General features: G+C 69.6%; 20 protein-coding genes. 17 read left to right on the plus strand and 3 right to left on the minus strand.

What is annotated here, in order from left to right; translation table 11 throughout:
* The first annotated feature begins 147 nt into the window (after nucleotides 1-147).
* The 17 genes from rpmE to JYK04_RS28630 all read left to right on the plus strand — a co-directional run bounded on the left by rpmE (nucleotide 148) and on the right by JYK04_RS28630 (nucleotide 15477).
* Nucleotides 148-366, plus strand: a complete 219-nt coding sequence (gene rpmE / locus JYK04_RS28550; protein WP_030008686.1) for a 50S ribosomal protein L31 — start codon at nucleotides 148-150, stop codon at nucleotides 364-366.
* Nucleotides 367-492: 126 nt separating this feature from the next.
* Nucleotides 493-1572 carry a peptide chain release factor 1 gene (prfA, locus tag JYK04_RS28555; RefSeq protein ID WP_150259359.1) on the plus strand — a complete coding sequence of 360 codons (1080 nt, stop codon included), beginning with the start codon at nucleotides 493-495 and terminating at the stop codon, nucleotides 1570-1572.
* 47 nt (nucleotides 1573-1619) lie between these two features.
* Nucleotides 1620-2465, plus strand: coding sequence for a peptide chain release factor N(5)-glutamine methyltransferase (gene prmC, locus JYK04_RS28560; RefSeq protein ID WP_030008688.1), 846 nt, complete (start codon nucleotides 1620-1622; stop codon nucleotides 2463-2465).
* A 49-nt stretch (nucleotides 2466-2514) separates the two neighbouring features.
* Nucleotides 2515-3162 (plus strand): L-threonylcarbamoyladenylate synthase, encoded by a 648-nt coding sequence (locus JYK04_RS28565; RefSeq protein WP_030720925.1) that lies wholly within the window; start codon nucleotides 2515-2517, stop codon nucleotides 3160-3162.
* Complete coding sequence (locus JYK04_RS28570; RefSeq protein WP_189743105.1) at nucleotides 3159-3815, plus strand: arsenate reductase/protein-tyrosine-phosphatase family protein; 657 nt, start codon at nucleotides 3159-3161, stop codon at nucleotides 3813-3815. Before JYK04_RS28565 ends, JYK04_RS28570 begins: the two co-directional genes overlap by 4 nt.
* Before the next feature lie 238 nt (nucleotides 3816-4053).
* Nucleotides 4054-5283 (plus strand): serine hydroxymethyltransferase, encoded by a 1230-nt coding sequence (locus JYK04_RS28575; protein WP_189743103.1) that lies wholly within the window; start codon nucleotides 4054-4056, stop codon nucleotides 5281-5283.
* A gap of 116 nt (nucleotides 5284-5399) precedes the next feature.
* A complete protein-coding gene (locus JYK04_RS28580) occupies nucleotides 5400-6734 on the plus strand; it encodes an MraY family glycosyltransferase (RefSeq protein WP_229876344.1) in 1335 nt (444 codons plus the stop codon).
* 274 nt (nucleotides 6735-7008) lie between these two features.
* Complete coding sequence (locus tag JYK04_RS28585) at nucleotides 7009-7458, plus strand: Cg1360 family ATP-synthase-associated protein (protein WP_189743101.1); 450 nt, start codon at nucleotides 7009-7011, stop codon at nucleotides 7456-7458.
* 210 nt (nucleotides 7459-7668) lie between these two features.
* On the plus strand, nucleotides 7669-8505 hold the full coding sequence (gene atpB / locus JYK04_RS28590) for a F0F1 ATP synthase subunit A (protein WP_189743241.1): 837 nt from the start codon (nucleotides 7669-7671) through the stop codon (nucleotides 8503-8505).
* Between the two features lie 74 nt (nucleotides 8506-8579).
* Complete coding sequence (locus JYK04_RS28595; protein ID WP_030008695.1) at nucleotides 8580-8828, plus strand: ATP synthase subunit c family protein; 249 nt, start codon at nucleotides 8580-8582, stop codon at nucleotides 8826-8828.
* 40 nt (nucleotides 8829-8868) lie between these two features.
* Nucleotides 8869-9414, plus strand: coding sequence for a F0F1 ATP synthase subunit B (locus JYK04_RS28600; protein ID WP_030008696.1), 546 nt, complete (start codon nucleotides 8869-8871; stop codon nucleotides 9412-9414).
* Nucleotides 9411-10226, plus strand: coding sequence for a F0F1 ATP synthase subunit delta (locus tag JYK04_RS28605; protein WP_189743099.1), 816 nt, complete (start codon nucleotides 9411-9413; stop codon nucleotides 10224-10226). Before JYK04_RS28600 ends, JYK04_RS28605 begins: the two co-directional genes overlap by 4 nt.
* Before the next feature lie 130 nt (nucleotides 10227-10356).
* Entirely contained in the window at nucleotides 10357-11952 is a 1596-nt protein-coding gene (atpA, locus tag JYK04_RS28610; protein ID WP_189743097.1) for a F0F1 ATP synthase subunit alpha, read from the plus strand.
* A gap of 20 nt (nucleotides 11953-11972) precedes the next feature.
* Nucleotides 11973-12890 carry a F0F1 ATP synthase subunit gamma gene (locus JYK04_RS28615; protein WP_189743095.1) on the plus strand — a complete coding sequence of 306 codons (918 nt, stop codon included), beginning with the start codon at nucleotides 11973-11975 and terminating at the stop codon, nucleotides 12888-12890.
* Nucleotides 12890-14332, plus strand: coding sequence for a F0F1 ATP synthase subunit beta (atpD, locus tag JYK04_RS28620; protein WP_030008700.1), 1443 nt, complete (start codon nucleotides 12890-12892; stop codon nucleotides 14330-14332). The genes JYK04_RS28615 and atpD overlap by 1 nt, the downstream gene beginning before the upstream one ends.
* Before the next feature lie 163 nt (nucleotides 14333-14495).
* The gene (locus JYK04_RS28625; protein WP_030008701.1) at nucleotides 14496-14867 is read left to right on the plus strand and encodes a F0F1 ATP synthase subunit epsilon; all 372 of its coding nucleotides are present in this window, start codon (nucleotides 14496-14498) and stop codon (nucleotides 14865-14867) included.
* Nucleotides 14868-15030: 163 nt separating this feature from the next.
* Complete coding sequence (locus JYK04_RS28630; protein ID WP_189743093.1) at nucleotides 15031-15477, plus strand: DUF2550 domain-containing protein; 447 nt, start codon at nucleotides 15031-15033, stop codon at nucleotides 15475-15477.
* A 65-nt stretch (nucleotides 15478-15542) separates the two neighbouring features.
* Here JYK04_RS28630 and JYK04_RS28635 read toward each other — a convergent pair whose 3' ends face one another.
* From JYK04_RS28635 to JYK04_RS28645, 3 genes are all read right to left on the minus strand, one after another.
* The gene (locus JYK04_RS28635) at nucleotides 15543-17396 is read right to left on the minus strand and encodes a glycoside hydrolase family 18 chitinase (protein ID WP_189743091.1); all 1854 of its coding nucleotides are present in this window, start codon (nucleotides 17394-17396) and stop codon (nucleotides 15543-15545) included.
* A 173-nt stretch (nucleotides 17397-17569) separates the two neighbouring features.
* Complete coding sequence (locus JYK04_RS28640) at nucleotides 17570-18223, minus strand: response regulator (RefSeq protein WP_189743089.1); 654 nt, start codon at nucleotides 18221-18223, stop codon at nucleotides 17570-17572.
* The gene (locus tag JYK04_RS28645) at nucleotides 18220-19404 is read right to left on the minus strand and encodes a sensor histidine kinase (protein WP_373297477.1); all 1185 of its coding nucleotides are present in this window, start codon (nucleotides 19402-19404) and stop codon (nucleotides 18220-18222) included. Before JYK04_RS28645 ends, JYK04_RS28640 begins: the two co-directional genes overlap by 4 nt.
* Nucleotides 19405-19504: the final 100 nt, after the last annotated feature.

Below are 19504 nucleotides of genomic sequence, written 5' to 3' on the forward strand. Positions count from 1 at the left end.
TAGACGGCGACCCCGTGCCGTTGAGGGAGGCGTCCTCAGAATTTTGACAGGCGGCCCGGTCCTGGCAGACTGGTCTGTCGGCCCCGGTTCACGCAGTACGCAATTCGGCTCCTGCGACCCGGCGCCCTCCCGAATCTAGGAGACACCTTGAAGCGCGATGTTCACCCCGAGTACGTCGAGACCGCGGTCAGCTGCACCTGCGGCGCGTCGTTCACCACCCGTAGCACCCTGACCGAGGGCACCATCCGTGCCGAGGTCTGCTCCGAGTGCCACCCGTTCTACACGGGCAAGCAGAAGATCCTCGACACCGGTGGCCGCGTGGCCCGCTTCGAGGCGCGCTTCGGCAAGGGTGCGGCCAAGAAGTAGCGCGACCCAGGCGCCGGTCTCCGGCCGCCCCCTGTCCACTCGGGGGCGGCCGGACCGGCGCCTTTGTCGTCGTTCCGGCACGTCCCCCTGCAGTCCTTCGCACCTTTTCACCCCAGGAGTCCCCCGATGTTCGAAGCGGTCGAGGAATTGGTCGGCGAACACGCCGATCTTGAGAAGAAGCTCGCCGACCCTTCGGTCCACTCGGATCAGGCCAACGCGCGCAAGCTCAACAAGCGCTACGCGGAACTGACCCCGATCGTCGCGACCTTCCGTGCCTGGAAGCAGTCGGCCGAGGACATCGAGACGGCCAAGGAGCTCGCGGCCGACGACCCCGACTTCGCCGCCGAGGCCAAGGAACTGACCGCACAGCGCGAAGAGCTCACCGAGAAGCTCCGCCTGCTGCTCGTTCCGCGCGACCCCAGCGACGACAAGGACGTCCTCCTCGAGGTCAAGGCGGGCGCGGGCGGCGACGAGTCGGCGCTGTTCGCCGGCGACCTGCTGCGCATGTACCTGCGCTACGCCGAGCGCGTGGGCTGGAAGACCGAGATCATCGACGCCACCGAGTCCGAGCTCGGCGGCTACAAGGACGTCCAGGTCTCCGTCCGCACCAAGGGCGGCAACGGCGCCACCGAGCCCGGCCAGGGCGTGTGGGCCCGCCTGAAGTACGAGGGCGGCGTGCACCGCGTCCAGCGGGTTCCGGCCACCGAGTCCCAGGGCCGCATCCACACCTCCGCCGCCGGCGTGCTCGTCACCCCGGAGGCCGAGGAGGTCGAGGTCGAGATCAACATGAACGACCTCCGCATCGACGTGTACCGCTCGTCCGGCCCCGGCGGCCAGTCCGTCAACACCACCGACTCGGCCGTGCGCATCACGCACATCCCCACCGGTGTGGTCGCCTCCTGCCAGAACGAGAAGAGCCAGCTCCAGAACAAGGAGCAGGCCATGCGCATCCTGCGCTCGCGGCTCCTGGCCGCGGCCCAGGAGGCCGCCGAGCAGGAGGCCTCGGACGTGCGCCGCAGCCAGGTGCGCTCCGTGGACCGTTCCGAGAAGATCCGTACGTACAACTACCCGGAAAACCGGATCTCGGACCACCGGACCGGTTTCAAGGCGTACAACTTGGACCAGGTGCTCGACGGTGACCTCGACGCGGTCATCCAGGCCTGCGTCGACACGGACTCCGCGGCCAAGCTCGCGGCCGCGCACTGACCCCACCCCCGCATCACCCCCGTACGACAGCAGCCCGGAGGACCAGCGTGAACTTGCTGCTTGCCGAGGTGGCCCAGGCCACCCAGCGGCTGGCCGCCGCCGGCGTGCCCTCACCGCGCTTCGACGCGGAGGAGCTCGCCGCCTTCGTGCACGGCGTCAAGCGGGGGGAACTGCACCACGTCAAGGACGCGGACTTCGACGCCCGCTACTGGGAGGCCGTCGCCCGCCGCGAGGCGCGCGAGCCGCTCCAGCACATCACCGGCCGCGCCTTCTTCCGGTACCTGGAGCTCCAGGTCGGGCCCGGGGTCTTCGTGCCCCGGCCCGAGACCGAGTCGGTCGTGGACTGGGCCATACACGCCGTGCGCGCGATGGACGTCGTCGAGCCGCTGATCGTGGACCTGTGCACCGGCTCCGGCGCCATCGCGCTGGCCATGGCCCAGGAGGTGCCGCGCTCGCGCGTGCACGCGGTCGAGCTGTCCGAGGACGCCCTGCGGTGGACCCGCAAGAACGCCGAGGGCTCCCGGGTCACCGTCCACCAGGGCGACGCCCTGAGCGCGCTGCCCGAGCTCGACGGCCAGGTCGACCTGGTCATCTCCAACCCGCCGTACATCCCGCTCACCGAGTGGGAGTACGTCGCCCCCGAGGCCCGCGACCACGATCCGGAGATGGCGCTCTTCTCCGGCGAGGACGGCCTCGACACCATCCGCGGTATCGAGCGGACCGCCCACCGGCTGCTGCGGCCCGGCGGCATCGTCGTCATCGAGCACGCCGACACCCAGGGCGGCCAGGTGCCGTGGATCTTCGCCGAGGAGCGGGGCTGGGCCGACGCGGCCGACCACCCGGACCTGAACAACCGCCCGCGCTTCGCGACGGCCCGCAAGGCCCTGCCGTGACCGGCCCGACGAATCCCGCCACCCCCCTGCTGCACGAGGAGGCCCGCTGATGGCCCGGCGATACGACTGCAACGACGCGACGGACCGTAAGACGGGTCTGCGTGAAGCCGCATCCGCCGTGCGCCGCGGCGAGCTCGTCGTGCTGCCCACCGACACCCTGTACGGGATCGGCGCGGACGCCTTCAGCCCCGAGGCCGTCCACGACCTGCTCGCGGCCAAGGGCCGGGGCCGCGGGATGCCCACCCCGGTGCTCATCGGCTCCCCGAACACGCTCCACGGCCTCGTCACGGACTTCTCCGAGCAGGCCTGGGAGCTCGTCGACGCCTTCTGGCCGGGCGCGCTGACGCTGGTCGCCAAGCACCAGCCCTCGCTGGCGTGGGACCTGGGGGACACCCAGGGCACCGTGGCCGTGCGCATGCCCCTGCACCCCGTCGCGATCGAGCTGCTGACCGAGGTCGGCCCGATGGCGGTGTCCTCGGCCAACCTGTCCGGTCACCCGGCGCCCGAGGACTGCGACGCCGCGCGCGAGATGCTCGGGGACTCCGTGTCCGTGTACCTGGACGGCGGCCCGACGCCCGGCATCCAGCCGTCGTCGATCGTCGACGTCACCGGGAAGGTTCCCGTCCTGCTGCGCGAGGGGGCACTCACCGCAGACCAGCTGCGGGAGGTCGTACCCGACCTCGAGGTCGCCCCGTGAGCCCTGAGGGGCGTGGCATAGCAGGGGGGTACCGGCCGGCGGCAGCCGGAGGAACCACTTTCCGCATACTCCACGTCAGCACCGGGAACGTCTGCCGCTCGCCCATCACGGAGCGGCTGACGCGCCATGCCCTCTCGCACCGCCTCGGCGGCCTCGTCACCGGCGACCTCATCGTGGAGAGCGCCGGCACCTGGGGCCACGAGGGCGCCCCGATGGAGGCGAACGCGGCCGCCGTGCTGGCGGACTTCGGGGCCGACGCGTCCGGGTTCACCGGGCGGGAGCTGCTGGACGAGCACGTCATACGCGCCGACCTGGTGCTGACCGCCACCCGCGACCACCGCGCCCAGGTCATCTCGATGGGCCACTCGGCGGGGCTGCGCACCTTCACGCTGAAGGAGTTCACCCGGCTGGTGCGGGCGATAGATCCGGCCACGCTGCCGCCGCTGGACGACGGCATGGCGGAGCGGGCGCGGGCGCTCGTACGGGCCGCCGCGGCCCTGCGCGGCTGGCTGCTGGCGCCGTCACCCGACGCGGACGAGGTGTACGACCCGTACGGAGCCCCGATCACCTTCTTCCGCTCGATCGGCGACGAGATCAACCAGGCGCTGGATCCGGTCGTGACCGCGCTGACGGGCGTGACCGCCGCGCGCTGAGCGTTCGCCGGCCGGAGGCCGGCGCAGCGGTACGAAGCCCGGGAGGCCCCCGGGGCCGAGCGGCGCGAGCGCCGCGTCGAGGAGGGGCTCAACCAGGCGCTGGATCCGGTCGTCACCGCGCTGACGGGCGTGACCGCCGCGCGCTGAGCCTGACGGGCGTCATCGCCGCGCGCTGACAGGGCACCGAGGGGTCCGCGGGCCTACAGTGGCTGGTACCCGGTACCCCTGGAGCGCCGCCATGAGCGTCATCACCCAGCCCACGGACCTGCTGCGCGCGCAGGACCCGCAGATGGCCGACGTACTGGCCGGGGAGCGGCAGCGGCAGGCCGGCACCCTGCAGATGATCGCCGCGGAGAACTTCACCTCGACCGCCGTGCTCGCCGCGCTCGGGTCCGCGCTCGCCAACAAGTACGCCGAGGGGTACCCCGGCGCCCGGCACCACGGCGGGTGCGAGTACGCCGATCTGGCCGAGCGGACCGCCGTGGAGCGGGCCAAGGCGCTCTTCGGGGCCGAGCACGCCAACGTGCAGCCGCACTCCGGCTCCTCCGCCGTCCTGGCCGCGTACGCCGCCCTGCTGCGGCCGGGGGACACCGTGCTGGCGATGGGGCTCCCGTACGGCGGGCACCTCACCCACGGGTCGCCCGCCAACTTCTCCGGGCGGTGGTTCGACTTCGTCGGCTACGGAGTCGACGCCGGGACGGGCCTCATCGACTACCGGCAGGTCCAGCGCCTGGCCCACGCGCACCGTCCCAAGGCGATCGTGTGCGGCTCCATCTCCTACCCCCGCCACCCCGAGTACTCCGCCTTCCGGGAGATCGCCGACGAGGTCGGGGCCTACCTCATCGTGGACGCCGCCCATCCGATCGGGCTGGTGGCCGGCGGGGCCGCGCCCAGCCCCGTCCCGTACGCCGACATCGTCTGCGCGACCACGCACAAGGTGCTGCGCGGCCCGCGCGGCGGCATGGTGCTGTGCGGCGCCGAGTACGCGGAGCGCGTCGACCGGGCGGTGTTCCCCTTCACCCAGGGCGGGGCCCAGATGCACACCATCGCCGCCAAGGCCGTGGCCTTCGGCGAGGCGGCCCGGCCGGCCTTCACCACGTACGCGCACCGGGTCGTCGCCAATGCCCGGGTGCTGGCGGGCGCGCTCCAGGAGCACGGGTTCACCCTCACCACCGGCGGCACCGACACCCATCTGATCACCGCCGACCCGGCGCCGCTGGGTGTGGACGGCCCGACCGCCCGCGGCCGGCTGGCCGCCGCCGGGATCGTGCTGGACACCTGCGCCCTCCCCTACGGGGACCAGCGCGGCATCCGGCTGGGAACGGCCGCCGTGACCACCCAGGGGATGGGGGAGGAGGAGATGGTCCGGATCGCGGCGCTGTTCGCCTCGGCCCTGGACGGAGATGGCGTGAAAACACGTACGGAGGTCGGCGAGCTCACGGCAGGATTTCCCCCTTACGGGGAGTAAGTAGGACAAGCAGGGCGTACTGGAACCGTGATACCGCCCCCTCGCGTCCTCGATGGAGGTGACATCGCAGCTAATGTGTGGGGCTGAGATGGCCGGCGATACATCTGGGGCAGCCCGTGCGTGAATATCTGCTGACGCTTTGCGTCACGGTCGCGGTGACCTACCTGCTGACCGGGCCCGTGCGGAAGTTCGCGATCGCGGCCGGGGCCATGCCGGAGATCCGCGCCCGCGACGTGCACCGCGAGCCCACACCGCGACTGGGCGGCATCGCCATGTTCGGCGGTCTGTGCGCGGGCCTGCTGGTCGCCGACCACCTGCGCAACCTCAACGGCGTCTTCGAGCTGTCGAACGAGCCGCGCGCGCTGCTCTCCGGCGCGGCGCTGATCTGGCTGGTCGGCGTCCTCGACGACAAGTTCGAGCTCGACGCCCTGATCAAGCTCGGCGCGCAGATGATCTCCGCCGGTGTGATGGTCATGCAGGGTCTGACCATCCTGTGGATCCCCGTCCCGGGCATCGGGACGGTCCCGCTCACCCAGTGGCAGGGCAACCTGCTCACGGTCGCCCTCGTCGTGATCACCATCAACGCGGTGAACTTCGTCGACGGTCTGGACGGCCTGGCCGCAGGCATGGTCTGCATCGCCGCCGCCGCGCTCTTCCTCTACGCGTACCGGATCTGGTTCGGCTACGGCATCGAGTCGGCCGCGCCGGCGACCCTCTTCGCCGCGATCCTCATGGGCATGTGCCTGGGCTTCCTGCCGCACAACATGCACCCCGCGCGGATCTTCATGGGCGACTCCGGCTCGATGCTCATCGGCCTGGTGCTGGCCGCCTCCGCGATCTCCCTCACCGGGCAGGTGGACCCGGACGCGCTGGCCCTCTTCGCGGGTGGTGAGCGCAACGCGACGCACGCGATGCTCCCCGCCTACATCCCGCTGATCCTGCCGCTGACGGTCATCGCGATCCCGATGGCGGACCTGGTCCTGGCCATCGTCCGGCGCACGTGGAAGGGCCAGTCGCCGTTCGCCGCCGACCGCGGGCACCTCCACCACCGGCTGCTGGAACTCGGGCATTCGCACAGCCGCGCGGTCATGATCATGTACTTCTGGTCAGGGCTGATCGCCTTCGGCACGGTGGCCTATTCCGTGCATTCCGCCACGATGTGGATCGTGCTGGCGATCGTCGCATTGAGTGCGGTCGGCCTGATCCTGCTGCTCCTGCCGCGCTTCACCCCGCGCGCCCCGCGCTGGGCGGAGGGTCTGGTTCCGCCGCGCTACCGCCATGCCGAACGTGCGGCCGAAGCCGCCGCGGAGGCGGCCGCACAGGATGTCTCGGGTGCGGAGCCGGAACCGGCGCGGCCCGTGGCCGCGGGTGTCTCCGGCGTCAACGGAGCGACCGCCGTGGGCCCCCGTTCGCGCTTTCCCGACCGGCGTAAGGCTGAATCCGCCCGCTGACGGCCGATTCGCATGTCGGACATGGATGGCCTTTATCAGACAAGCCACCCCCCTGTCGCGCACACACGGGCAGGGTCACTCTCATGTGTGACAGTCGGCACACCCGACAGGTAAAGCTCTCATCAAATAGTTTGTGATACCGTTCACTAAACCCGGCGACAGAGCCGAAGGACCGTAGTGCGACGGTCCCTTGGCCCGAGGTCCTCTCTCGGACCGGGCTTACGCTCGTCCCGTACGAGTCCCGTTACCCCACCATCACGCGGAGCCATGCGCCATGCTGTCCGATGACGCCCGAACCCTTTTGCACACCGCCGTACCCACTGCTGCCGTCGGCGTCGTTGCCGCCATCATCTGTGGCGTGGTCGCGGGCGGTAAGGGGGCGATCGGGGCGATCGCGGCCACGGTCGTCGTGATTCTGTTCATGGGTATCGGATTCGTCATCCTGCAGCGGACGGCACGATCGCTGCCGCATCTGTTCCAGATGATGGGTCTGGCGCTCTACACGACCCAGATCCTGCTGCTCTTCGTCTTCGTCGCCGTGTTCAAGAACACGACGCTGTTCAATCCCAGGGCATTCGCGATCACCATCGTCGCGGCGACCCTTGCTTGGATCGCCGCGCAGACGCGCGCGCACATGAAGGCCAAGATCCTTTACGTCGAGCCCGAGTCCACCACCAAGCGTGGCAAGGGTGAGAAGCCTGAAAACACGGGGCCCTCGTCGTGAACGGTAGGGGCGGAATAAGTGCGCGTTCGAGATGCTGCTATCGTCCGGTGCCATATGCGGCATCGCGGGCGCAGGCATCTGAGCTGACGCCTGCTCAATCGCGAGGCTCACTGCCTGCAAGCCGCCCCCACATCCGTAAGACCAGTCCCGTGCCGAACCGCGGCTGTGCGCCGCGCCGACACAACGAGGTTGCCGTACCTATGCGCCACGCTGAAGGAGCCCGCGGTGAGTGCTGACCCGACGCAGGTGCTCGCCTTCGAGACCGATTGCCACATCTTCGACGGCTGTGGTTTCCCGGCTCCTGGCCTGCACTCGTTCCTGTTCGAGCCGATCTTCGGCGACATGGACGGAGCCGTCTACTTCAACAAGACGATGCTCCTGGCCCTGCTCGGGTCCGTCATCATCGTCGGATTCTTCTGGGCCGCCTTCGCCAAGCCGAAGCTGGTTCCGGGGAAGCTCCAGATGGTTGCCGAAGCCGGCTACGACTTCGTCCGCCGCGGGATCGTCTACGAAACGATGGGCAAGAAGGAGGGCGAGAAGTACGTCCCCTTCATGGTCGCGACGTTCTTCTTCGTCTGGATCCTGAACCTCTGGTCGATCATTCCGGTCGCCCAGTTCCCGGTGACCGCGGTCATCGCGTACCCGGCCGGTATGGCCCTGGTCATCTACTTCATGTGGATGTCGGTCACCTTCAAGCGCCACGGTTTCGTCGGCGGCCTGAAGAACCTCACGGGCTACGACAAGTCGCTCGGCGGGATCCTGCCGCTGGTCATGCTGATCGAGTTCTTCTCGAATGTGATCGTCCGCCCCTTCACCCACGCGGTCCGTCTCTTCGCGAACATGTTCGCCGGTCACACGCTGCTGCTGCTCTTCACGATCGCCAGCTGGTACCTGCTGAACGGCATCGGCATCGCCTACGCGGGCGTGTCCTTCGTGATGGTCATCGTGATGACCGCGTTCGAGCTCTTCATCCAGGCTGTCCAGGCCTATGTCTTCGTGCTGCTGGCCTGCAGCTTCCTCCAGGGCGCCGTCGCCGAGCACCACTGACCGCCCCACCCCCAAACCACCAGTCGTCCGGTGGCCAACCCCCACCGGTCCATGAAAGAGAAGGAAGAACCGGCATGTCCGCTCTCCAGACCCTCGCTGCTGGCGTCGAAATCAAGGGCAACCTCGGCTCCATCGGTTACGGCCTCGCGGCCATCGGCCCCGGCGTCGGCGTCGGCATCATCTTCGGTAACGGCACCCAGGCCCTGGCCCGCCAGCCCGAGGCCGCCGGCCTGATCCGCGCCAACCAGATCCTCGGCTTCGCCTTCTGTGAGGCGCTCGCCCTCATCGGTCTGGTCATGCCGTTCGTCTACCCGACCTCCTGATCCCGGTAGCGAACAGACCCTTTAGTCGGAAGGCACTGATGTGAACCCTCTGGTTCAGCTCGCGGCCGAAGAGGCGGAAAACCCCCTCATCCCGCCGATCCCCGAGCTCGTCATCGGTCTGATCGCCTTCGTCATCGTCTTCGGTTTCCTCGCGAAGAAGCTCCTCCCGAACATCAACAAGGTTCTGGACGAGCGTCGCGAGGCCATCGAGGGCGGTATCGAGAAGGCTGAGGCCGCTCAGACCGAGGCCCAGAGCGTGCTGGAGCAGTACAAGGCCCAGCTCGCCGAAGCCCGGCACGAGGCCGCGCGCCTGCGCCAGGAAGCGCTGGAGCAGGGCACTGCGCTCAAGGAAGAACTGCGCGCAGAGGGCCAGCGGCAGCGTGAGGAGATCATCGCTGCCGGCCACGCCCAGATCGCGGCGGACCGTAAGGCCGCCTCTCAGGCGCTGCGTCAGGACGTTGGCAAGCTCGCCACCGACCTGGCCGGAAAGCTCGTCGGCGAGTCCCTCGAGGACCACGCCCGGCAGAGCCGCACCATCGACCGTTTCCTCAGCGAGCTTGAGGAGAAGGCCGAGGCGGCCCGATGAACGGAGCGAGCCGCGAGGCGCTGGCCTCCGCGCGTGAGCGTCTCGACGCGCTGACGGACAACACGTCCGTCGACGCGGCGAAGCTCGCCGGTGAGCTGGCTGCCGTCACCGCGCTGCTCGACCGTGAGGTCTCGCTGCGTCGGGTCGTCACGGACCCGGCGCAGTCCGGCGAGGCCAAGGCCGAGCTTGCCGGTCGGCTGCTCGGCGGCCAGGTCGGCGGGGAAACCCTCGACCTGGTGTCCGGCATGGTCCGGTCCCGCTGGTCGCAGTCCCGCGACCTGGTGGACGCGCTGGAGGAGCTGGCGGCCACCGCCGACCTCACGGCGGCCCAGCGGGCGGGCGCGCTCGACAACGTCGAGGACGAGGTGTTCCGGTTCGGCCGGATCGTCTCCTCGAGCACCGAGCTGCGTGCCGCGCTGACCGACCGTGCGGCCTCCGCCTCCGCCAAGAGCGAGCTGCTGCGCAGCCTGCTCGGCGGCAAGGCGAACGCCGTCACCGAGCGCCTGGTGATCCGTCTTGTCACGCACCCGCGTGGACGTAGCCTGGAAGCGGGACTGGAGTCCCTTTCCAAGCTCGCCGCCGAGCGCCGTGACCGCATGGTCGCCACCGTGACCAGCGCGGTTCCGCTCAGCGACGTCCAGAAGGCGCGCCTCGGCGCGGTGCTGGCCAAGCTGTACGGCCGACAGATGCACCTGAACCTCGACGTGGACCCCGAGGTCCTCGGCGGGATCTCGGTGCGAGTCGGCGACGAGGTCATCGACGGCACCATCGCGGACCGCCTCGCCGAGGCGTCGCGCCGCATGGCCGGCTGACCAGCCACCAATAGAACAGAAGCATTCCTAGCGGCCCGGTTGGGCCGTGCAGAACTTGCAGAAGATTCCTGGGGGTCGCCCCCAGACCCCTAAGAAGCTTCAGGCCCAACAAGGAGAGCAGGGAACCCAGATGGCGGAGCTCACGATCCGGCCGGAGGAGATCCGGGACGCACTGGAGAACTTTGTCCAGTCGTACCAGCCGGACGCGGCCTCGCGCGAGGAGGTCGGAACGGTCAGCGTTGCCGGCGACGGCATCGCGAAGGTGGAGGGCCTGCCCTCCGCCATGGCGAACGAGCTGCTGAAGTTCGAGGACGGCACCCTCGGTCTCGCCCTCAACCTCGAGGAGCGCGAGATCGGTGCGGTTGTCCTCGGCGAGTTCAGCGGTATCGAGGAGGGCCAGCCGGTGCAGCGCACCGGTGAGGTGCTCTCGGTCGGCGTCGGCGAGGGCTACCTCGGCCGCGTCGTCGACCCGCTCGGCAACCCGATCGACGGTCTCGGCGAGATCGCGACCGAAGGCCGTCGCGCCCTGGAGCTGCAGGCTCCGGGCGTCATGGTCCGTAAGTCGGTCCACGAGCCGATGCAGACCGGCTACAAGGCCATCGACGCCATGGTGCCCGTCGGCCGTGGCCAGCGTCAGCTGATCATCGGTGACCGTCAGACGGGTAAGACCGCTCTGGCCGTCGACACGATCATCAACCAGCGCGACAACTGGCGCTCGGGCGACGTGAACAAGCAGGTTCGCTGCATCTACGTCGCCATCGGCCAGAAGGGCTCGACCATCGCGTCCGTTCGCGGCGCCCTGGAAGACGCCGGTGCGCTCGAGTACACGACGATCGTCGCCGCCCCGGCGTCCGACCCGGCCGGCTTCAAGTACCTGGCGCCGTACACCGGTTCCGCCATCGGCCAGCACTGGATGTACGCCGGCAAGCACGTCCTGATCATCTTCGACGACCTGTCGAAGCAGGCCGACGCCTACCGCGCCGTGTCGCTGCTGCTGCGCCGCCCGCCGGGCCGCGAGGCCTACCCGGGTGACGTCTTCTACCTGCACTCCCGTCTGCTGGAGCGCTGCGCGAAGCTGTCCGACGACATGGGCGCCGGTTCGATGACCGGTCTGCCGATCGTCGAGACCAAGGCGAACGACGTGTCGGCGTTCATCCCGACCAACGTCATCTCCATCACCGACGGCCAGTGCTTCCTGGAGTCCGACCTGTTCAACGCGGGCCAGCGCCCGGCGCTGAACGTCGGTATCTCGGTCTCCCGCGTCGGTGGCTCCGCCCAGCACAAGGCCATGAAGCAGGTTTCCGGCCGTCTGCGCCTGGACCTGGCCCAGTACCGCGAGCTGGAGGCGTTCGCCGCCTTCGGTTCCGACCTGGACGCCGCGTCGAAGGCTTCGCTGGAGCGCGGCAAGCGTCTGGTCGAGCTGCTGAAGCAGGGCCAGTACCAGCCGATGCCCGTCGAGGAGCAGGTCGTCTCCGTCTGGGCCGGCACCACCGGCAAGATGGACGACGTCCCGGTCAACGACATCCGTCGCTTCGAGTCGGAGCTGCTGGAGCACCTGCGCCGCGAGCGCAAGGACCTCCTCACCTCCATCGCCGAGGGCGGCAAGATGTCGGACGACACCCTGACGTCGATCGCGGACGCCATCGCTTCCTTCAAGCGCCAGTTCGAGACCTCGGACGGCAAGCTCCTGGGCGAGGACGCACCGGCCGTCAACGTCTCCAAGTGACGACGGAAGGGACCTGACTCATGGGAGCGCAGCTCCGGGTCTACAAGCGTCGCATCCGTGCCATCACGGCGACCAAGAAGATCACCAAGGCGATGGAGATGATCGCCGCCTCGCGCATCGTCAAGGCGCAGCGCAAGGTGGCGGCATCGATGCCGTACGCGACCGAGCTCACCCGTGCGGTGACCGCGGTGGCGACCGGCTCCAACACCAAGCACGCCCTGACGACCGAGGTCGAGGCGCCGACCCGCGCCGCGATCGTGCTCATCACGAGCGACCGCGGTCTGGCCGGCGGCTACTCCTCGAACGCCATCAAGCAGGCGGAGCGGCTCACCGAGCGGCTGCGCGGCGAGGGCAAGGAGGTCGACACCTACATCGTCGGCCGTAAGGGGCTGGCCTACTACGGCTTCCGCGAGCGCAAGGTCGTGGATTCGTGGACCGGCTTCACCGACAGCCCGGCCTACGCCGACGCCAAGCGCGTCGCGGCGCCGCTGATCGAGGCCATCCAGCTGGAAACGGCCGAGGGTGGCGTCGACGAGCTGCACATCGTCTACACGGAATTCGTGTCGATGATGACGCAGAACCCGGTCGACGGCCGGATGCTGCCGCTCAGCCTCGAGAAGGCTCCGGAGGAGACCGGTGCGAAGGGCGAGATCCTTCCGCTGTTCGACTTCGAGCCGTCGGCGGAGGACGTCCTCGACGCCCTGCTGCCGCGCTACGTCGAGAGCCGCATCTACAACGCACTGCTGCAGTCGGCCGCTTCCGAGCACGCCGCCCGCCGCCGTGCGATGAAGGCGGCGACCGACAACGCCGGAGACCTCATCAAGAGCCTCTCCCGGCTTGCCAACGCGGCCCGCCAGGCCGAAATCACCCAGGAAATCAGCGAGATCGTCGGTGGCGCGAGCGCCATGGCTGACGCGACCGCGGGGAGTGACAAGTAATGACGACCACTGTTGAGACGGCCGCCGCCACGGGCCGCGTCGCCCGGGTCATCGGCCCGGTCGTCGACGTGGAGTTCCCCGTCGACGCCATGCCCGAGATCTACAACGCCCTCAAGGTCCAGGTCTCCGACCCGGCCGAGGACGGCGCGCTCAAGACCCTGACCCTCGAGGTCGCGCAGCACCTGGGTGACGGCCTCGTCCGTACCATCTCGATGCAGCCGACCGACGGTCTGGTCCGCCAGGCCCCGGTGACCGACACGGGCGAGGGCATCACCGTCCCCGTCGGTGACTTCACCAAGGGCAAGGTGTTCAACACCCTCGGTGAGGTGCTGAACTACCCGGAGGAGAACGCCAACGTCACCGAGCGCTGGCCGATCCACCGCAAGGCGCCCCGCTTCGACGAGCTCGAGTCGAAGACCGAGATGTTCGAGACCGGCGTCAAGGTCATCGACCTTCTCACCCCGTACGTCAAGGGTGGAAAGATCGGTCTGTTCGGTGGTGCCGGTGTCGGCAAGACCGTTCTGATCCAGGAAATGATCTACCGCGTCGCCAACAACCACGACGGTGTGTCGGTGTTCGCGGGCGTCGGTGAGCGTACCCGTGAGGGCAACGACCTCATCGAGGAGATGGCCGACTCCGGCGTCATCGACAAGACGGCGCTTGTCTTCGGTCAGATGGACGAGCCCCCGGGCACCCGTCTGCGCGTCGCGCTTGCCGGTCTGACCATGGCGGAGTACTTCCGCGATGTGCAGAAGCAGGACGTGCTCTTCTTCATCGACAACATCTTCCGGTACACCCAGGCGGGTTCCGAGGTGTCGACCCTGCTCGGCCGTATGCCCTCCGCGGTGGGTTACCAGCCGAACCTGGCCGACGAGATGGGTCTCCTCCAGGAGCGCATCACCTCGACCCGTGGTCACTCGATCACCTCGATGCAGGCGATCTACGTCCCCGCGGACGACCTGACCGACCCGGCGCCGGCGACCACCTTCGCCCACCTCGACGCGACGACGGTTCTCTCCCGTCCGATCTCCGAGAAGGGCATCTACCCGGCCGTGGACCCGCTGGACTCGACGTCCCGCATCCTCGACCCGCGGTACATCGCGGCGGACCACTACGCCACGGCGATGCGCGTCAAGGGGATCCTCCAGAAGTACAAGGACCTCCAGGACATCATCGCGATCCTCGGTATCGACGAGCTGGGCGAGGAGGACAAGCTCGTTGTCCACCGTGCCCGTCGCGTCGAGCGCTTCCTGTCGCAGAACACCCACGTGGCGAAGCAGTTCACCGGCGTGGACGGTTCGGACGTTCCGCTCGACGAGTCGATCACCGCGTTCAACGCGATCTGCGACGGTGACTACGACCACTTCCCCGAGCAGGCGTTCTTCCTGTGCGGTGGCATCGAGGACCTGAAGGCCAACGCCAAGGAGCTGGGCGTCTCCTGATCCGGCGCGCTCCTCACGGAGCGCATCCGGTTCGAAGGCCCGCCGGCTCGCCGGCTGGTGTCTCGCAGGAGAGGGGCGGGTGTGTCCCGTCCCTCTCCCCACGCCCATTAGAATTTGACCCAACACCCGGCCGACCCGCCGGGTGGTGACCCGAGGAGCCACCTTGGCTGCTGAGCTGCACGTCGAGCTGGTCGCGGCGGACCGCAATGTCTGGTCCGGCGAGGCCACCCTTGTTGTCGCCCGCACCACGTCCGGCGACATCGGCGTCATGCCCGGTCACCAGCCGCTTCTCGGTGTGCTGGAATCGGGCCCGGTGACCATCCGCACCAGCGACGGCAACACGGTCGTCGCCGCGGTGCACGGCGGTTTCATCTCGTTCGCGGACAACAAGCTGTCCCTGCTGGCCGAGATCGCCGAGCTCGCGGACGAGATCGATGTCCAGCGTGCGGAGCGGGCACTGGAGCGCGCGAAGGCGGAGGCCGACGCGGCCGCCGAGCGTCGCGCTGATGTCCGGCTGCGCGCCGTAACGGGCTGAATGCCCGTCGGAGTTTGATCGTTCGAGTGCCGGGGGGCGACCTCCGGGACTCGGCAGACCTCAGCCGCGGTCCGTGCTGGAATTTTCCAGACCGGGTCGCGGCTGAGGCGATGCAGGTCCGTTTTTTCTCATGTGTATTCGATGAGCGAGGAGGTCGGTGAAGATGCTCCTCGCTCTGCTTGTGAGCGGCCTGGTCGTAACCCTGGTGGTGATCGGGCTGTTTGTCTTCGGGCTGCGCCGCAGACTCATCCAGCGGTCCGGCGGCACCTTCGACTGCAGCATGCGCTGGGGTGTGTCCGAGGAGCCCGACATCTCCGGCAAGGGCTGGGTGTACGGGGTCGCGCGCTACAGCGGTGACCGGATCGAGTGGTTCCGGGTGTTCTCGTACTCCCCGCGCCCGCGCCGGCTGCTGGAGCGGTCCTCCATCGAGGTCATCGCCCGCCGTGCCCCGGAGGGCGAGGAGGAGCTGGCCCTGCTCTCGGACGCCGTCGTGCTCGGCTGTCTCCACCGGGGGACCCGCCTGGAGCTGGCGATGAGCGAGGACGCGCTGACCGGCTTCCTCGCGTGGCTGGAGGCGGCGCCTCCCGGCCAGCGGGTGAACGTGGCCTAGTAAGGGCGACGAGAAACCGAGAAGCCGGGGAGACGGGGGCGGACCCGTCTCCCCGGCTTCGGTCTTTACTGCAGCCCGGTGTGGATCGCGTTCGCGAGCTCACCGTTCGCGGTGTCGCCGCTGAACTCCCAGAAGAAGGCTCCCCTGAGGCCCTGCTGCTTGGCCCAGGTCATCTTCCCGGCGATCGTGGCCGGGGTGTCGTAGCTCCACCAGTTGCTGCCGCACTTGGCGTAGGCCGTGCCGGCGATCGTGCCGGTGGCCGGGCAGCTGGTCTTGAGCACCTTGTAGTCCTCGATGCCCTGCTCGTACGTGCCCGGCGCGGGCCCGGTGGCGGTGCCGCCGGGGGCCGCCTGGGTCACTCCGGTCCAGCCGCGGCCGTAGAAGCCGATGCCGAGGTTGAGCTTGGCGCCGGCGACGCCCTTGGCCTTGAGCTTGGCGATGGCGTCGGCCGAGTTGAAGCCGGCCTGCGGGATGCCCGCGTAGGAGGTGAGCGGGGAGTGCGGGGCCGTCGGGCCCTGGGCCGCCCAGGCGCCGAAGAAGTCGTACGTCATGACGTTGTAGAAGTCGACGTACTGCGCGGCGCCGCCGTAGTCGGCCGCGTCGATCTTGCCGCCGCTGGAGGCGTCGGCGGTGATGGCCGCGGTGACCAGGTTGTTCGCGCCGAACTTGGCGCGGGTCGCCTGCATCAGGTTCTTGAAGGCGGCCGCTCCGCTGGTGTCGCAGGACAGGCCGCAGGCGTTCGGGTACTCCCAGTCCAGGTCGATGCCGTCGAAGACGTCGGCCCAGCGCGGGTCCTCGACCAGGTTGTAGCAGGACTGGGCGAAGGCGGTCGGGTTGGCGGCGGCCTGGGGGAAGCCGCCGGACCAGGTCCAGCCGCCGAAGGACCACAGGATCTTGATGTTCGGGTAGGCCTTCTTCAGCTTGCGCAGCTGGTTGAAGTTGCCGCGCAGCGGCTGGTCCCAGGTGTCGGCGACGCCGTCGACGCTCTGGTCGGCGGTGTAGGCCTTGTCGTAGTCGGCATAGGCGTCACCGATGGTGCACTGGCCGTTCTGGACGTTGCCGAAGGCGTAGTTGATGTGGGTGATCTTGCCCGCGGTGCCGGAGGTGACCAGGTTCTTCACGTGGTAGTTGCGGCCGTAGACGCCCCAGTTGGTGAAGTAGCCGAGCTTGACCTTGCCGCCCGGGTCCGGGGGGATCACCCCGCCGGTCGTCGTCACCGTGGCCGAGCCGGAGGAGGGGCCGGTCTGGTCGATGGTGTCGCGGGCGGTGACGCTGTACGTGTACGTCGTGCCCTTGGTCAGGCCGGAGTCGGCGTAGCTGGTCCCGGTGACCGTGGCGATCTTGGCGGAGCCCCGGTAGACGTCGTAGTTCTTGACGCCCTTGTCGTCCGTGGCCGGGGTCCAGGTCAGGGTGAGCGAGGTGTCGGCGACGTTGCTCGGGGCGGGGGTGCCGGGAGCGGTGGGGGGAGTGTCGCCGGGCTGGGTGCCGCCGTCGCAGGAGGCTCCGTTGATCTTGCAGCCGGACGGGGCGCCGCCGCCGGCGCCGTTGAAGCCGAAGCTGGCGGTGGCGCCGGGGGCGAGGGTGCCGTTCCAGCCGAGGTTCTTCGCCGTCCAGTGGGTGCCCGAGCCGGTGACCGTGGCGTCCCAGGCCGAGGTGACCGAGGTGCCCGCCGGGTAGTCCCACTCCACGGTCCAGCTGCCGAGGGTGGTGGTGCCGGTGTTCTTCACCACCCACTTGCCCTCGAAGCCGGAGCCCCAGTCGGAGACCTTGGTGTACGTCGCCGTCGCCGAGGCGGCCGCCTGGGCCGGGCCGGCCAGGGCGACGAGTCCGCTGACGGGCAGGGCGAGCGCGGCCACGATCGCCGCGACTCGGCCGAAGAACCGGGTGCGCCTGGTGCGGGGTGGGGATGCTGTGCTCAAGGGTGATCCTCCGTAGGTCCGTCGCGGTCGTGGGGGCCGACTACGACATGGGGGTGGGACCTGCGCCGCCCGTGAGCACGCTTTGTCATGGCACGCTCACCACAGTGTTGCGGCGAGCGTAGAAAGGTCTGGACCAACCGTCAAGAGGTCCAGACCGGTGCGCGCCTGTTCGTCTATATCCCCAACTCCTGTGCCAGCACGGCCGCTTGGAGCCTGCTGCGCAGCTCCAGCTTGCCGAGCAGCCTGCTGACGTGCGTCTTGGCCGTCGCCTCCGCCATCTCCAGGCGCACGGCGATCTCCGCGTTCGACAGGCCCTCGCCCAGCGCGCTCAGCACCTCCCGCTCCCGCGGCGTGAGGGAGGCGACCGCCGCGGCCCGCTCCGGCGCCGGAGCGGGCCGCGCCGGGCGGGGCGCCGCGAACTCCGCGATCAGCCGCCTGGTCACCGCCGGGGAGATCAGGCCCTCCCCGCGCGCGACGGTCCGTACCGCCCCGATCAGCTCCGCGGCGTCCGCGTTCTTCAGCAGGAAGCCCGCGGCCCCCGCCCGCAGCGCCCCGAAGACGTACTCGTCGAGGTCGAAGGTGGTCAGCACCAGGACGTCGGCCAGGCCCTCCGAGACCACCTGGCGGGTCGCGGACACCCCGTCGAGCCGGGGCATCTGCACGTCCATGAGGACGAGATCCGGCCGCAGCTCACGGGCCAGGCGCACCGCCTCCTCCCCGTCGCCCGCCTCGCCCACGACCTCCACGTCGCCCGCGCTGCGCAGAATGAGCACCAGCCCGGCCCGGACCGCGCCCTGATCCTCCGCCACCACCACCCGAATGGTCATGCCTCCACCGCCTTCTCCTCCGCGGGCAGTGTCGCCCGTACCTGCCACACCGCACCGGACCGCCCCGCCGTGAACTCCCCGCCCAGCAGCTCCGTCCGCTCCCGCATGCCGATCAGCCCGGCGCCCGATCCGGGCGCGCGGGGCCCGGGGCGGTCCCCGAAGGGCGAGTCCACCCCTACGGTCAGCATCCCGTCGGCGTGCGCCACGCGGACCGTGACGGTGCCCGGGGCGGCGTGCTTGAGGGCATTGGTCAGGGACTCCTGGACGATCCGGTACGCCGCCAGCTCCACGGGCGCGGCCGCTGGCTCCCCGGAGGTCCGGTCGTCGTGGAGCACGAACGTCAGCCCGCTCGCCGAGCCGTTGGTCCTGGCCTGCCCGAGCAGGGCCTCCAAGCCGTCCAGCGAGGGCACCGCGACCGGTTCCTTGTCGCCGCCGGCGTCCCGCAGCAGCCCGATCAGACGGCGCATTTCGGCCAGCCCCTGCACGCTGTTCTCGCGGATCACCCCGAGCGCGTCCCGGCTCGTCGCGGCCGTGTCGATGGAGAGCGCGGCGGTGGAGTGGATGGCGATGGCGGAGAGGTGGTTGGCCACCATGTCGTGCAGCTCCCGGGCCATCCGGGCGCGCTCGGCGGCCACGGCCTGGCTGCGGTCCATTTCGGCCAGCAGCGCGGTCTGCTCGGCGCGCAGCCGGGCGGCCTCGGCGGCCTCGCGGTGGTTGCGCAGGGTGGCGCCGGTCAGGGCCGGGCCGAAGCTCACGATGCCGGTGATCGCACCGATCAGCAGGGCCTGCGGGGTGCGCAGCCAGGCCACCGAGGCGATGGTGACCACGACGGTGATCAGGCCGGTGGTGACCGGGAGCAGCCGGGCCATGGCCGGTTTTCCGTACACGACGGCGGCGTACATCAGGTCGGTGAAGATCACGACGGTGGCGAGGCTGCCGACCGTGAACTGGTCGGCGAGCACCCCGACGGTGCCGACGACCAGGGTCAGGTACGGCCTGGTGCGGCGCAGCAGTTCCATCGCGCCGAGGGCCACGAGCGGGACCAGGGCCGCCCAGGCCGGCAGGAAGCCCCGGCCGGGGCTGCTGTAGACGCCGAGCGACCAGAAGGCCAGGCCCGCGGCCGTGCCGACCACCGCGAGGAAGACGTCGTCACGGTGGGGGCGCAGGCTCTTCTCGGTCACGGTCCCATCCAACAGGGTGCGCGGGCCCCGCACCTCGGCGGAGAGGCCGAGGTGCGGGTACATCGAACGATGCAGGCCCACATGGTCAATGGAGACGACG

The organism is Streptomyces nojiriensis (assembly GCF_017639205.1).
Lineage (GTDB): Bacteria > Actinomycetota > Actinomycetes > Streptomycetales > Streptomycetaceae > Streptomyces > Streptomyces nojiriensis.